Source organism: Lapillicoccus sp., assembly GCF_025353065.1.
GTDB lineage: Bacteria > Actinomycetota > Actinomycetes > Actinomycetales > Dermatophilaceae > Lapillicoccus.
The window spans coordinates 1-12,737 of record NZ_JANXRJ010000330.1; the positions used below are offsets into that span (position 1 = coordinate 1).

The 12,737-nt window shown below is 71.8% G+C and carries 14 protein-coding genes; 4 read left to right on the forward strand and 10 right to left on the reverse strand.

Annotation, left to right across the window (positions count from 1 at the left end; genetic code table 11):
* The coding region (locus Q0R63_RS23940) for an alpha/beta-hydrolase N-terminal domain-containing protein (protein WP_295702808.1) at positions 1–328 on the reverse strand (328 nt) is incomplete at its 3' end.
* Positions 329–463: 135 nt separating this feature from the next.
* Between Q0R63_RS23940 and Q0R63_RS23945 the strand changes: the two genes are divergently transcribed.
* A complete protein-coding gene (locus tag Q0R63_RS23945) occupies positions 464–1,429 on the forward strand; it encodes a WcbI family polysaccharide biosynthesis putative acetyltransferase (RefSeq protein ID WP_295702809.1) in 966 nt (321 codons plus the stop codon).
* A gap of 60 nt (positions 1,430–1,489) precedes the next feature.
* Positions 1,490–2,302, forward strand: coding sequence for a phosphatase PAP2 family protein (locus tag Q0R63_RS23950; RefSeq protein ID WP_295702811.1), 813 nt, complete (start codon positions 1,490–1,492; stop codon positions 2,300–2,302).
* A 28-nt stretch (positions 2,303–2,330) separates the two neighbouring features.
* On the opposite strand, the gene Q0R63_RS23955 is transcribed toward Q0R63_RS23950, so the two are convergent.
* A complete protein-coding gene (locus tag Q0R63_RS23955; RefSeq protein WP_295702813.1) occupies positions 2,331–3,608 on the reverse strand; it encodes a cyclopropane-fatty-acyl-phospholipid synthase family protein in 1,278 nt (425 codons plus the stop codon).
* Positions 3,605–4,942 (reverse strand): FAD-binding oxidoreductase, encoded by a 1,338-nt coding sequence (locus tag Q0R63_RS23960; protein ID WP_295702815.1) that lies wholly within the window; start codon positions 4,940–4,942, stop codon positions 3,605–3,607. Before Q0R63_RS23960 ends, Q0R63_RS23955 begins: the two co-directional genes overlap by 4 nt.
* Positions 4,943–5,128: 186 nt before the next feature.
* Here Q0R63_RS23960 and Q0R63_RS23965 point away from each other — a divergent pair, with 186 nt between their 5' ends.
* Positions 5,129–5,716: a GNAT family N-acetyltransferase gene (locus Q0R63_RS23965; RefSeq protein ID WP_295702817.1), complete on the forward strand. Its 588-nt coding sequence runs from the start codon at positions 5,129–5,131 to the stop codon at positions 5,714–5,716.
* Here Q0R63_RS23965 and Q0R63_RS23970 read toward each other — a convergent pair.
* From Q0R63_RS23970 to Q0R63_RS23995, 6 genes are all read right to left on the reverse strand, one after another.
* The gene (locus Q0R63_RS23970; protein ID WP_295702835.1) at positions 5,691–6,515 is read right to left on the reverse strand and encodes a phytanoyl-CoA dioxygenase family protein; all 825 of its coding nucleotides are present in this window, start codon (positions 6,513–6,515) and stop codon (positions 5,691–5,693) included. The genes Q0R63_RS23965 and Q0R63_RS23970 overlap by 26 nt on opposite strands.
* 29 nt (positions 6,516–6,544) lie before the next feature.
* The gene (locus tag Q0R63_RS23975; protein WP_295702819.1) at positions 6,545–7,297 is read right to left on the reverse strand and encodes a 3-keto-5-aminohexanoate cleavage protein; all 753 of its coding nucleotides are present in this window, start codon (positions 7,295–7,297) and stop codon (positions 6,545–6,547) included.
* A 61-nt stretch (positions 7,298–7,358) separates the two neighbouring features.
* Positions 7,359–8,354, reverse strand: coding sequence for an o-succinylbenzoate synthase (locus tag Q0R63_RS23980; protein WP_295702821.1), 996 nt, complete (start codon positions 8,352–8,354; stop codon positions 7,359–7,361).
* Complete coding sequence (locus tag Q0R63_RS23985; RefSeq protein ID WP_295702823.1) at positions 8,351–8,818, reverse strand: NUDIX domain-containing protein; 468 nt, start codon at positions 8,816–8,818, stop codon at positions 8,351–8,353. Before Q0R63_RS23985 ends, Q0R63_RS23980 begins: the two co-directional genes overlap by 4 nt.
* Before the next feature lie 10 nt (positions 8,819–8,828).
* On the reverse strand, positions 8,829–9,770 hold the full coding sequence (locus tag Q0R63_RS23990) for an NAD(P)H-binding protein (RefSeq protein ID WP_295702826.1): 942 nt from the start codon (positions 9,768–9,770) through the stop codon (positions 8,829–8,831).
* Positions 9,771–9,840: 70 nt separating this feature from the next.
* The gene (locus Q0R63_RS23995; RefSeq protein WP_295702828.1) at positions 9,841–10,242 is read right to left on the reverse strand and encodes a VOC family protein; all 402 of its coding nucleotides are present in this window, start codon (positions 10,240–10,242) and stop codon (positions 9,841–9,843) included.
* 18 nt (positions 10,243–10,260) lie between these two features.
* Here Q0R63_RS23995 and Q0R63_RS24000 point away from each other — a divergent pair, with 18 nt between their 5' ends.
* A complete protein-coding gene (locus Q0R63_RS24000) occupies positions 10,261–11,220 on the forward strand; it encodes a 1,4-dihydroxy-2-naphthoyl-CoA synthase (RefSeq protein WP_295702831.1) in 960 nt (319 codons plus the stop codon).
* Between the two features lie 599 nt (positions 11,221–11,819).
* On the opposite strand, the gene Q0R63_RS24005 is transcribed toward Q0R63_RS24000, so the two are convergent.
* Positions 11,820–12,524: an SGNH/GDSL hydrolase family protein gene (locus Q0R63_RS24005; RefSeq protein WP_295702833.1), complete on the reverse strand. Its 705-nt coding sequence runs from the start codon at positions 12,522–12,524 to the stop codon at positions 11,820–11,822.
* Positions 12,525–12,737 lie beyond the last annotated feature (213 nt).

Here is a 12,737-nt window from a genome sequence, read left to right on the forward strand (position 1 = left end):
CCCAACCCCACACCACCCCGGCGACGTAGCCCAGCACGGCGCAGACGGCAGCGATGAGTCCCTGCATCAACCACGTGCGAGGCAGGAGCGACGGCGTGTTCGCCAGCAGGTAAAACCCCGCGGCGAGCACCATCCCCGGTGAGGACAGTCCGCTCAGGCGGTGGTGCCGCCACCCCACCACGCGGTCCAGCACGCCGCCACGGTCCCTGTCGGAGCTCACAGCGCGTGGGGGCCGGCCCGTCCGGGTCCTCGGCTCCTTCTCCGAGCCATCGGCGGCGTCGACCTCGGGGTCGTGAAGCGGGAGCCGCGCACCGACCTCGGCCTTCATGCCACCACCTCCGCCCTCAGACTACGAGCCTGCAACCCTGTCCAGCCGCGCGACGACGTGTGCGGTGCCGGGGCAGACCCGATTGGGTACGGTCTCAGCGACGAGCCGGGCAACGACCGGCAGGGGAGGAACGGGATGACGCCGTCGAGGAACAGCACCGGCACCGACCTGTCAACCCTCCCTGCCGCGGCCCGTGCGGACCTGCCCCGGGCCCACCACTACGGGGAGTTCTACGGGCTCAAGCCCCTCCCGGACGACGACCGACCGCTGCTGCTCGTCCACGGCAACTGCCAGGCGGAGTCGCTGCGACTGCTGCTGCAGCGCGCGCCCGAGTCACCGTGTGCGAGCATCCGGATCCCCCCTCTGCACGAGATCGCCGTCGACGAGATCCCCTGTCTGCAGGGGCTGCTCGCGCGCTGCGCGGTCCTGCTCACACAGCCCGTCGCCAACGGATACCACGACCTGCCGCTGGGCACGGACGACGTGCGGCGCACGGCCGCCCGAGCCCGGACCGTCGTCTTCCCGATCATCCGCTTCGTCGGACTGCACCCCTACCAGGTGGTCACCAACTCCTCCGACCACCGACCGCCCGCGGTCCCCTACCACGACCTGCGCACCGTCCTGCGGGCCGCCGGTCTGCCCTCCCCGCCGCCCCTCGACGCCGCTCATCTCGACGCGGTGACGACCTGGTCGATTCGCGCCCTGCAACGACGGGAGGAGGCCGCCGGCGCCGTCCCGGTCCACGACCTGCTGCGGGCCGCCAGGACGCGAGCAGCCAACACCATCAACCACCCCGGCAACCCCGTCCTCGTCGGTATGGCCCGCCGCGTGCAGCGCACCCTCGGCTGGCCCGAGACGGCCGTCGACCCCGGCTACGAGATGTTGGGCAGCGTGCACGCACCGCTCGAGCCCGAGGTGCGCGACGCCGTCGACCCCACCGTCGACGTGCGACCCGACTGGGTCGTCGACGGCCGGCCGGTCACCGACGCGAGCATCGCCGCGGCCCAGCTCGCCTGGTGCCACCAGCGGCCCGACGTCGTCCGCGTCGTCCTCAGTCGAGCCGCCGAGCAGCTGAGATGCCTCGGCGTCACCGACGGCTGACGCCAGCGCCCACACAGGCCGCCGTCGCCGCCACCACGCCCCCTTTGCAAGGATAGGGCGATGTTGGACGAGGACAGGCCCACCGACGAGCGCATCGGCACGCGCGACCTCGCCTCGTGGAGCACGGGGTTCGGTCGCGGGCTGGTGCGCCTCGTGATGCGGCTGACGACGTGGACCACCTCGCACGGCGTCCTCGCCCTGACGGCCGCGGTGGGACTCGTCATCGCGGTCGCCGCGACGTGGGCCACGGGCGAGGTCTACGAGTCGGTTGCCGATGCCGGCCGGCTCGCCGCCGTCGACGAGCGCGTCCTCACCCTCGCCGTCTCGTGGCGCAGCCCCGGCCTCGACACGGCGGTCACCCATTTCACCGACCTCGCCGGCCCGGTGGGGATGCCCATCCTGGCGCTGCTCGCGACGGTCATCATGACGATCGCCTGGCGCTCCCGGACGCCGGTCATCCTCATCGTCATCGCGGCCGTCGGGTCCCTCGCCATGACCACCGCCGGGAAGGACCTCGTCGGCCGGTCACGACCGCCGCTGTCGCTGGCCGTGCCGCCCTACGAGACCTCCCCGTCCTTCCCGAGCGGCCACACGCTCAACGCCGTCGTCATCACCGGCATCGTGGTCTACCTCGTGCTGCGCCGGCTGCAGCTCAAGCGTTCGCGCACCGCCGTGCTCGTCGCCGGCATCGTCTTCGCCGTCGCGGTCAGCCTCAGCCGGGTCTACCTCGGCCACCACTGGCTGACCGACGTCATCGCCGGGTGGCTGCTGGGCCTCGGGTGGTTGGCCGCGGTCATCACCGCGCACCGGCTGTTCCTCACGGTCGAGCGCTCGCGCGACACGCGGCATACGACCGCAGCCACCACCCGCTGAGACGAGCCGGGGTGCAGCCGAGCAGGACTCAGCTGACCCAGGTCGGACGCAGGCCGAAGCCGGACGCCCCGCTCTCGGCCGTCTTGCTCGCGAGCACCTGGTGGAGCTGGATCCGGTTGCGCTCGAAGGACAGCGCCGACCCGGCGAGGTAGAGGCCCCAGACCCGCGCCGTGCCGATGCCGACCTCCTCGACGCACTCGTCCCAGTGCTTGGCGAGGTTGCGGCACCAGTCGCGGCAGGTCATCGCGTAGTGCTCGCGCAGGTTCTCCTGGTGGCGCACCTCGAAGCCGGTGTCCTCCATGACCCGCACGATGTCGCCCGAGCCGGTGATGCCGCCGTCGGGGAAGACGTAGCGGTTGATGAACCCCCGCGCCGGTATGCCGGGGTGCTGGTTGTCGGGGCGGGTGATGGAGTGGTTGAGCAACCGCCCACCGTCACGCAGCTTGTCGCCCAGGAACCGGAAGTAGGCCCCGTAGTTGGCCGGCCCGATGTGCTCGGTGAGCCCGATCGACGAGACCGCGTCGAAGCCGGTCTCCGCGACGTCGCGGTAGTCGCTGAAGATGACCCGGGCGCGGTCGGCGAGACCTTCCTGCTCGATCCTGGCCTGGGCCCACGCGGCCTGCTCGGCCGACAGGGTCGCGCCGAGGGCAGTGACGCCGTAGTGCCTCACGGCGTGCCGCACCATGCCGCCCCACCCGCAGCCGACGTCGAGCAGCCGCATCCCCGGCTCGAGCCCGAGCTTGCGGCAGACGAGGTCGTACTTCTCGGCCTGCGCCTCCTCCAGCGTCGCCTTCTCGGTGGGATAGCACGCACAGGTGTAGGTCATCGACTCACCGAGGAGCATCTCGTAGAACCGGTTGGAGACGTCGTAGTGGTGGTGGATCGCCTGGGCGTCGCGCTGACGACCGTGCTGCAGCCCGTGGGCGATCCGGTGCAGCGACCCGGGCGTCTCCTGCGGCGGCAGCTCCGGCAGCGTCGGTCGGTGGTCCTTGAGGAAGCGAGCCAGCTCCGGGATCTGCGCGAGCCGCGGCTTGAGCGGCGTCAGCTGATCCTCGAAGAAGACGAGCACGTCGTAGGGGTCGGCCTGGTCCATCGGCTCGACGACGAGGTCCTCCATGAGGTAGGCCCGCACGATGCCCAACGACCCAGGGGCCGTGAGGAGGTAGTTGAGTCCTCGCTCGTTCGTGAGGGACACCTTGAAGGGGGCGTCCTCGGGGCCGGTCGCCGACCCGTCGTAGGCCGTGAACCGCACCGGGACCTCGCTCCCGAAGATCGTCGAGAACGCCCGTGCCACCGTCATCGTCATCGTTTGTGCACCGCCTTGTCGTAGAGCGAGGGCAGCCGTCCTCGCGGGTCGTACTTCTTCTTGGCGAGGGAGTAGTCACTCCCGCCGTAGAGCTGTTCGAACGTCTCCTCGTCGTAGTAGGCGTCCGAGTAGAGCGACTTGTGACCCCCGAGGGCGGTCACCTCGTCCTCGATCACCCGGTTCGTGTCGCCGTCGACGTGACCGGGCCGGATCGGCACCGTCGACCAGAAGCCGACGTTCACGTAGGGCTGCCCGACGTCCATCGGGTAGAGCGGCCAGGGGGAGGATCCCTGTCCCGGGGCGGTCCCCCCGCGCGCGCCGTCGGCGCGCAGCTGGACGGGACAGAGCCACAGCGGCTCGATCGGCACCTCGCGCAGGAACCAGTCGAGGAAGGCGGCGGTGCGGTCGAGGGGGATCTCGACGTCCTGGACGACCCGCTCGCGAGGGGGGTTGCCGCGTCGCTCGTCGATCCGGGCCACGACCCGGTGCCGGTTCTCGAAGGCGACGATCTTCCAGTAGACGTCGCTGCGCAGCTTGCTCTTGGGCCAGAGCCGCCGCACGATCGGCTGCTGGGCGCCGAAGGCGCGCGAGCACCAGAACCAGTCGGTGTCCCAGCGCCACAGGTAGTCGCGAATGGTCAGCAGGTCACGCTCACGCTCGCGCAGCGAGCGGTAGAACACCCGCTGCCCGGTGTAGTCGCTGGCCCGTCCGTCGGGCGCGTCGGCCAGCGTGTCGGCCCATCGCCCGAGGGTGAGGTAGACCTCGTCGCGGCCGAAGACGACGCCGTCGAGGAAGTCGACCGGCTCGTCGGCCCACGCCCTGCTCGCCATGATCGAGCCGATCGCGTCCGTCGCCGACGTGAGGTCGTGGAAGCGGACGTGCCGGAGCGCGACGTAGGGGTGCACCCGCTCGAGCTCGATGGTCAGGCTGAGGGCATAGCCGAGGGAGCCGTAGGAGTTGGGGAAGGCGTGGAAGAGGTCGGCGTGCTCGCCCTCCGGACGGGCCACGACGACCTCGCCGTCGCCGGTGAGGATCTCGATCTCGAGCACCGACTCGTGGGGCAGCCCGTTGCGGAAGGAAGCCGCCTCGATGCCGAGGCCCGTCACTGCTCCCCCGAGGGTGATCGTGCGGAGCTGAGGCACGACGAGCGGCACACAGCCTTGGGCCAGGGTCGCCTCGACGAGGTGCTCGTAGGTGGTCATCCCCTGCACCCGCGCCGTGAGCGTGACCGGGTCGACGTCGATCGCGCGGGTGAAGGCGGAGACGTCGAGGCCCGGCCCGACCGCGGCCGTGCGAGGACGGAAGAGGTTGGACGTGCGCTTCGCCAGGCGCACCGGTGCGTCCTCGGGAATCTGCGCGTACTGTGAAATGACACGACTCGTGGCGACCTCGTGATCGGACGCGCTGACGAGTCTGTTCCGTTGCGCTGCCACGCCGACCATCAAAGCAGGCCAGGGCGCCTCGTGGCGACCTGGGACCTCGATCAGGTTCGACGTGTGACGAACGGAATACTGGCGGGTATGGATGCGATCTGGCCCGCGGCCGGGCTGACCGACGGGTCGGTGCTGCTGCGTCGGTGGCAGCCCCACGACTCCGACCAGTTCGTCGCGCTCTTCGACCACGAGGTGGCGCGGTGGAGCCCTCAGGTGAGCGACCAGTCCGACGCCGCCCTCAGGGGACGCCTCGAGCAGGCTGCCTCGATGCCGCCCGAGCACCTCTCCCAGGGCTACGCGATCGTGGAGGCCGAGCGACCGGACCACCTGCTCGGGGCCACCGACTGGCGGACGAGCGCGCCGATGCCCCCGTTCAGCCTCGTGGACATCGGCTACCTCTTCGGCGCCCACGCCCGGGGGCGCGGGGTCGCCACGGCTGCGCTCCGGCTGCTGGGTGGCTGGTTGCTGTCACCTCGAGGTGGTGACCTGCGCCGGATCCAGCTCGACCACGCCGTGGCCAACGCCGGCTCGTGCCGGGTGGCCGAGAAGGCCGGGCTCACCATCGAGGGACGTCGGCCACAGTTCCTCCCTCTCCGCGACACCCCGGGCGGCCCGCTCGTCTTCCACGACACCTGCCTGCACGGCCGGGTCAGGCCAGCTCGAACCGTGGGTTGAGCTGCGAGGCCGCGCGCTGCCCGGGTCGGGCACCCGGCAGCCACGACGCGAGGTCGCTGGCCTGGGCGGGGTTGCTCGGCTCGCGGACGGTGATCCCGTCGGCGAACCAGATCACCGTCATCACCTCGCGCATCCGTTCCCCGGTGTTGGGCGAGGCGCGGTGCACGGTCCACCCGCCGTGGAAGGTGGCGTCCCCCGGGGCCATCTGCCGGGCCGGCGGCGGCAGGGGATGGTGTCCGCCGGCCAGCAGCGTGTCGAAGTGGGCCTCCGAGGCATCCGAGATGCTCTCGTCGCTGAGCGGCCCGATGTCGTTGGTACCACTGGCAAAAGCCAGTGTGCCCATGTCGGAGTCGATCTCGACGAGCGGCATCCACATGGTGAGGCACCGCTGTCCCTCGAGCGGCCAGTACATCGCGTCCTGGTGCCACGGCGTGATCCCACCGCCGGGCTCCTTGAAGAGCGCCTGGTCGTGGTAGAGCCGCACCGCGTCGACGCCGAGCAGCTGCGCGGCGACCCCGGCGAAACGGCTGGCGAGGACGAACCGCGCCACGTCCTGGTCGTAGCGCCAGAGGTTCGTCACCTGCAGGAAGGCCCGACCGTAGGTGTCCCGCTCCGCCAGCGGCCGCGTGTCACCGCTCCGGTGCAGCACCGCATCCCGCATCACCGCCCCGTATGCCGTGGCCTCAGCCGGGCTGGCGACCTCCCGCAGCAGTACGTGCCCGTCACGGGCGTAGGCCGAGACTGCCTCTGGCGGCACGGCATACGGCGTGCTGAGGTCCGGAAGCGTCGTCACTGACATGGTGCTCACCCAACCTCACCCGGGCCCGCTCAGGCAAGACCCTGCGCCGGCGTGAGCGGTCGACGCCGTGCTGCTGCGGCCACGAGCCCGGCGTTGTGGAAGACCCGGAGGCCGCCCTCGTCGACCAGCGTGTCCTCGAGACCGATGCGGGTGTCGTGGCCGTGGAGCTGCGCCCACCGCAGCACCGGCCAGGCCCACCGGTCCTCACCGTGGACGAGCACCGGCGCATGCTGGCGGCCGAGGGCGGTGAGCACGCGCTCGGCAGCCCACACCCCGTCCGCGCCGGGCGTGACCTGCGGGATCGCCTCGACGAGCACCCGCAGCACCTGGTCGGGCCAGTGGGTGCCGATGAAGCGGGAGGCCGAGGTCGGGGTGAAGATGCCGGCCTCGACGCCGATGCCCCGCGCGAGCAGGGTGCCGGCGACGTCGGCCGCGCCCTCCTCGTGCCAGTTGACGCTGGCGAAGTCGGGCCCACCCTCGTCGGGACCGACCCAGCGCCGGATCGCGGCCAGACGGTCGGCCGGGTCACCCGAGGGAGGGACGATGCCGTCGTGGGTGCTCACCCCGACCGGTGTGCCGGGCGTCGCCTCGCGGATGGCCGCGAGGGTCGCGAGGACGAGGTCGACGTCGAGCGTCTCGGCCCCACCGGCGGCCCGGGGGTGGACGTGGATGGCGTCTGCGCCGGCGGCCACCGAGGCCCTGGCCTCGCTCGCGATCTCGGTGACGGTGACCGGGACGCGCTCCCATCGCGGTCGCGATCCGTTGAGGCACACCTTCAGCACGGGTCGATTGTCGCCCACCCGGCTGCGTGGGTCGATCTGCGGTGGGAGGGCGCGGTGCGGGTCAGCGCTCGGCCAGGAGGTCGTAGCAGGCGACCACCCGCTCGCGCCACCACTGCTCACGATCCGGCGGGGCGGCGAGCCGGGCCAGGGCAGCCGGATCGACGGCGGGAGCACCCACCGCGATCGCTCCGTCGACCGGCACCAGAGGGTGGGTCGCGACGTCGTCGGCGAGCAGCTCGACGGTGCCGAGGCCGCAGGCATGGTCGAGCGCCGGGAGGGCGGCGGCGAGGGCGACCCCGGCGGCGATCCCCACCGACGTGTCGATGGCGGACGAGACCACCGTCGGGAGGGCGCACCACGCCGCGATGTCCAGCGCGGGTCCGACCCCGCCGAGCGGCGCGACCTTGACGACGATGATGTCGGCGGCCCCGAGTCGGGCGACGCGCAGCGGGTCCTCGGCCTTGCGGATCGACTCGTCGGCGGCGATGGGTATGTCGATCCCGTTGCGTGACAGACTTTTTCGCAGCTCGATGAGCTCTTCGACCGTGGCGCAGGGCTGCTCGGCATACTCCAGCCCGTAGGCCGCCAGCTCACCGAGGGCGGTCAGCGCCTCGGTCACGCTCCAGCCGCCGTTGGCGTCGACGCGGATCCGCGCGTCCGGCCCCAGGCACGCCCGGACCGCCGACACCCGGGCCACGTCGTCCTCGAGCGACTGTCCCGCTTCCGCGACCTTGATCTTGGCCGTGGTGCACCCGTCGTAGCGGGCGAGCACCCCCGGCACGTCGTCCGCCCCGACGGCCGGCACCGTGGCGTTGACGGGGATCCGGTCACGCAGGGGCGCGGGCCACCCGACCCAGGCCGACTCGACGGCAGAGGCGAGCCACCGGGACGCCTCGGGCGGCGCGTAGTCGAGGAAGGGAGAGAACTCACCCCAGCCCGCGGGGCCCTCGACGAGCGCCATCTCGCGACACTCGATCCCCCGGAAGGGCACGCGCATCGGGATGCTCACGACGTGCAGGCTCTCGAGCAGCGCGCCCAGGGGCGGGAGGTCGTTCACGTCGCGAACACCGCGTGGGGGCCGTCGGCGACGGCGAGCTCGACCCGTCGGAGGTTGTCGGGCGACATCTCCGGGAGCGCGTCGAGACAGAACCACCCTGTCGCGCGTGACTCGTCGTCGCCGACGACCGGTTCGCCGCTGACCCAGGCGCAGCGAAAGCAGAGGCTGAGGAAGGCGGCCCGGTCACCGTTGCCAAAGGTGACCTCTGGCGTCGCGTGCGCCCAGACGAGCCGCTCGGCCGTCGCGACGACCCGCGTCTCCTCGAGGACCTCGCGCACCGCTCCCACCGCCGGTTCCTCCCCGGGGTCGAGGATGCCGGTCACCGGGGTCCAGGACCCGCTGTCCGCGCGCTGGACGAGCAGCACCTCGTCGCCCCGCACGACGACGGCGGCGACACCCGGCAGCCACAGCGGGTGGGTGCCGATGCGCTCGCGCAGGGCGAGGATGAAGTCGGGCGTCGGCACACGTCCGAGCCTACGACGCGCGGATGGCCCCGACCCCGCGGATGGCGGCAGGCTCGCGGAAGTCCGCGACGTGGTCGCGGGCCCACTCCGAGAAGGGCAGGGCCGGGCGACCCAGGACGTCCTCGACGGTGTGGGTGACCCTTTCGGGGCGGCCGACGAGGCTCTCCCAGTGGGCGACCGCCTGCTCGGCTGCGGCCGTCCCCCAGAGGCCGGCGCGCTCGCGCACGGCATCGTCGTGGGTGACGACCTCCACCCGGAGCGGGCGACCCAGAGCATCCGCGATCGCGGCCACCTGCTCGACCTGTGTCAGGGTCTGCGGGCCGGTCACGGCATAGGCACGGCCAGCGTGGGTGGCGGGGTCGAGCAGTGCTGCGACGGCGACCTCCGCGAGGTCACGCTCGTGGACGAGTGAGCGGCCGCCCTGCGGCGCGACCAGGCGGACGGTGTCTCCGTCGCGCACCTCGGCCGCCCACTCCAGCGTGTTGCCCGCGAACCCGCCACCGCGGATCATCGTGTGGCTGCCGCCCGCGGCGGTCGTGTCCTCGACGAGCCGCTCCAGCACGGACCAGACGCCTGTCATCACCCCGACGTCGTCACCCTGGAGGCGTGCGGCGGAGAGGTACACGACGTGGGTGCCGTGGCCGGCGAGAGCGGTCACCGGGGCGACGGCGCCCTCGGGGTCGAAGCCCGGCCAGAGGAGGAAGACCGCGTCGACGCCGGCCGCTGCGTCAGCCAGGGTGTCGGGGCGGGTGAGGTCACCCGCCACGAGCTCCAGGTCGGCTGGGAGGTCGGCTGCGGCGGGGTCGCGGACCAGAGCGCGGACGGAGACCTGGGCCGACGATGCGAGCAGGCCCGCGACGACGTGTCGCCCGACCTTGCCGGTGGCGCCGGTCACGAGGACGGTGCGGTAGGGGGTGTCGAGGGAGGCTGCGTGGGTCGTTGTCGGGGTCATGACCCCACCGTCCTCCCTCAAGCGGGCTTGAGGTCAACCCCGTTCTGTAGGAATACCCCTCACGCTCGGTCTACCTGTCGCGGGACGACAGCACGCAGAACTCGTTGCCCTCGGGGTCGGTGAGCACGGCCCAGGTGACGTCCTCGGACTGGCCCACGTCGGCCAGCGCTGCGCCACGGGCGACCAGGCCCGCGACGAGCCCGTCGCGGTCGTCGGACGTGTGGGGGGCGAGGTCGATGTGCAGCCGGTTCTTCGTCGCCTTGGTCTCAGGGACCGGGACGAAGGTGAGGCCGGGGCCGGTGCGGTCCCACGGCATACCGGCGGCGGTGTCGGGGTCGAGCCAGCCGGGGACGAGGGAAGTCTCGTCGTCGTCCTCGTAGGCGATCTGCCAGCCGAGGGTCTCGGCCCACCAGCGGACGAGGGCGGCGGCGTCGTGGCTGTCGATGACGGTGGAGTACCAGCGGAGGGACATGTCCGTATCCTCCTATCCGTGACCGACACCGTGCCCGACGCCGTGCCCGACCCCACCGTCAGCGAGACCTTCGACCCGTCCGCCTGGGACATCGTCGAGGGCTTCGACTTCTCCGACATCACCTACCACCGGGCGCGGGGCCTGGGCGCCGTGCGGATCGCCTTCGACCGGCCCGAGGTGCTCAACGCCTTCCGTCCGGGGACGGTCGACGAGCTCTATCGCGCGCTCGACCACGCGCGGATGTCGCCCGACGTCGGCGTCGTCCTCCTCACCGGCAACGGCCCGGGGCCCGCGGGCACCGGCTCGGCCGGCAAGTGGGCGTTCTGCTCGGGCGGCGACCAGCGCATCCGGGGGCGCTCGGGCTACCAGTATGCCGAGGGCGAGACCGCCGACACGGTCGACGTGGCGCGGGCCCGGGCCCAGGGCGGGCGGCTGCACATCCTCGAGGTGCAGCGGCTGATCCGCACGATGCCCAAGATCGTCGTCGCGGTCGTCCCGGGGTGGACGGCCGGCGGCGGGCACTCCCTGCACGTGATCTGCGACCTCACGATCGCCTCGCGGGAGCACGCGCGGTTCAAGCAGACCGACGCCGACGTGGGCTCGTTCGACGGCGGCTACGGCTCGGCATATCTCGCGAAGATGGTGGGGCAGAAGTTCGCTCGCGAGATCTTCTTCCTCGGGCGCACCTACACCGCCGACGACATGCACCGGATGGGCGCGGTCAACATCGTCGTCGACCACGCCGGGCTCGAGGCCGAGGCGCTCCACGTGGCCCGCGAGATCATGGGCAAGTCGCCCCAGGCGCAGAGGATGCTCAAGTTCGCCTTCAACCTCCTCGACGACGGGCTCACCGGGCAGCAGGTCTTCGCTGGCGAGGCGACCCGGCTGGCCTACATGACCGACGAGGCCGTCGAAGGGCGCGACCAGTTCCTCGAGAAGCGCGAGCCCGACTGGTCGCCGTTCCCGTGGTACTTCTGAACCGGGCACATTTCACCGTCCCTTGATCCGGTGACCCGATAACGGGACGCTCTGCTGGAGAACCGTTCTGCAGTGAAGCGACCCGTTGTCGGGTCCAGCGGTTCGCGCGCTGCGAGGGTGTGCTGGCCATGCGGGTCGCTGACGCGATCCACGACTGGCGACGAGAACTGCGCGGGTCTGCTCCGAGCCCGCTCCTGGCCTGATCCTGGCCTGCTCCTGGCCAAGCGGACCTGCGCGTCTCGTGACGTAGTCGTCGCCGCCTCCCAACCTCAGGTCACTGAGCAACGGATCCGGAACGGGGAGGCCGACCACGTCAGCACGCTGCGTCGCCAGGTGGCAATGGGGACGGCGACGGCGATGGCGATGGCGATGGCGATGGCCATGGTCGTCGTCGGTCAAATGACCACGAGTGCTGAGGAGTTCCTCGAGGGTGCGATGGCTGCCGGCGACCGCGCGGTAGCGACTCGGCATCCGGCTGCTCGAATCGCTTGAGGTCGTTCCGTATCCAGCGGAGGCTGCTGAAGCTGGGTCTCCCCGTCAGACACCGGGATCGGCAGTGCTTCGACGACGGGATGCGTCGCCAGGTCGACAGGCACGGGTCAGCGGACGGGGACGGACTGCTGGCTATCGACCGGCGCTGACACTCGGGGCGCGACCGCCGCCTCCACGAACGCCTCGGCGATGCGCCCGTATGCCACGTCGCCCGGGTGGAAGAAGTCGCCGGCGAGCTCGGTGAAGATCTTCGTGCCGGCGGTGTGCGACTCGACGCGGGCGAGGCGGAGTTCGGGGTGTTCGGCGACGACGTCGCGGACGACCTGCGCGAGCTCGGCGGCGGCCTCCACCCTTCCACCCCACTGGAACTCGGGCACGTCGCCGACCACGGAGCCGGGTGGCAGCTGTGCGCAGACGATCCGTAGCCGGCGGCGGAAATCGTCCGGGCTCGTGCGTCCGGCGTCGTTGGCGCCGATGCAGAGGACGACCGTCGTGGCGTCCGGAGGCAGTGGGAACTGGGTGGCGATGAGATCGGCGATCTTGGCTGCGTAGACGGCCCGGTTCTCCACCCGGACGCTCCGCCCCGTGACTGACTCGAGGTGCGCGGCATACAGCGCCAGCCACGACGTGGTGGGGCTCGACGAGCCGATGCCCTGGGTGAGGGAGTCGCCGAGCGCGACCAGCAGATGGTCCCCCTGCGACGCGCGGGTCGCCCAGTAGCGCCGGCGCGGCCCGACGGTGAGCCGGACCCGGAGCGCGCGGGCCACCACGAGCCCCGGCACCAGCGTGAGGGCCCACCATCGCTTCGTCATGCTGGTGGTTCGACGCCGGCGGGCACCTGGATGCGACGCCTCTGATCGCCGCGACGGACCAGGGACCCGGGGAACGGGGTTGACGCGGCGTCAAGGGGGCTGATGCCCGCTATACCCAGCGTCAACCCCCTTGACGCAGCATCAACCCCCCTCCGGCGGCGGCGGGTCAGTCGCCGCGCAGGGCCGCGAAGAGTCGCGTGGCGCGGGCGTCGG

Bases quoted from the DNA above. Each gene is read 5' to 3' on its own strand.
- Q0R63_RS23945 (WP_295702809.1), top strand. From the start codon at position 464: ATGACGCCGTCGAGGAACAGCACCGGCACCGACCTGTCAACCCTCCCT.
- Q0R63_RS23950 (WP_295702811.1), top strand. From the start codon at position 1,490: ATGTTGGACGAGGACAGGCCCACCGACGAGCGCATCGGCACGCGCGAC.
- Q0R63_RS23955 (WP_295702813.1), bottom strand. From the start codon at position 3,608: ATGACGATGACGGTGGCACGGGCGTTCTCGACGATCTTCGGGAGCGAG.
- Q0R63_RS23965 (WP_295702817.1), top strand. From the start codon at position 5,129: ATGGATGCGATCTGGCCCGCGGCCGGGCTGACCGACGGGTCGGTGCTG.
- Q0R63_RS23970 (WP_295702835.1), bottom strand. From the start codon at position 6,515: ATGTCAGTGACGACGCTTCCGGACCTCAGCACGCCGTATGCCGTGCCG.
- Q0R63_RS23990 (WP_295702826.1), bottom strand. From the start codon at position 9,770: ATGACCCCGACAACGACCCACGCAGCCTCCCTCGACACCCCCTACCGC.
- Q0R63_RS23995 (WP_295702828.1), bottom strand. From the start codon at position 10,242: ATGTCCCTCCGCTGGTACTCCACCGTCATCGACAGCCACGACGCCGCC.
- Q0R63_RS24005 (WP_295702833.1), bottom strand. From the start codon at position 12,524: ATGACGAAGCGATGGTGGGCCCTCACGCTGGTGCCGGGGCTCGTGGTG.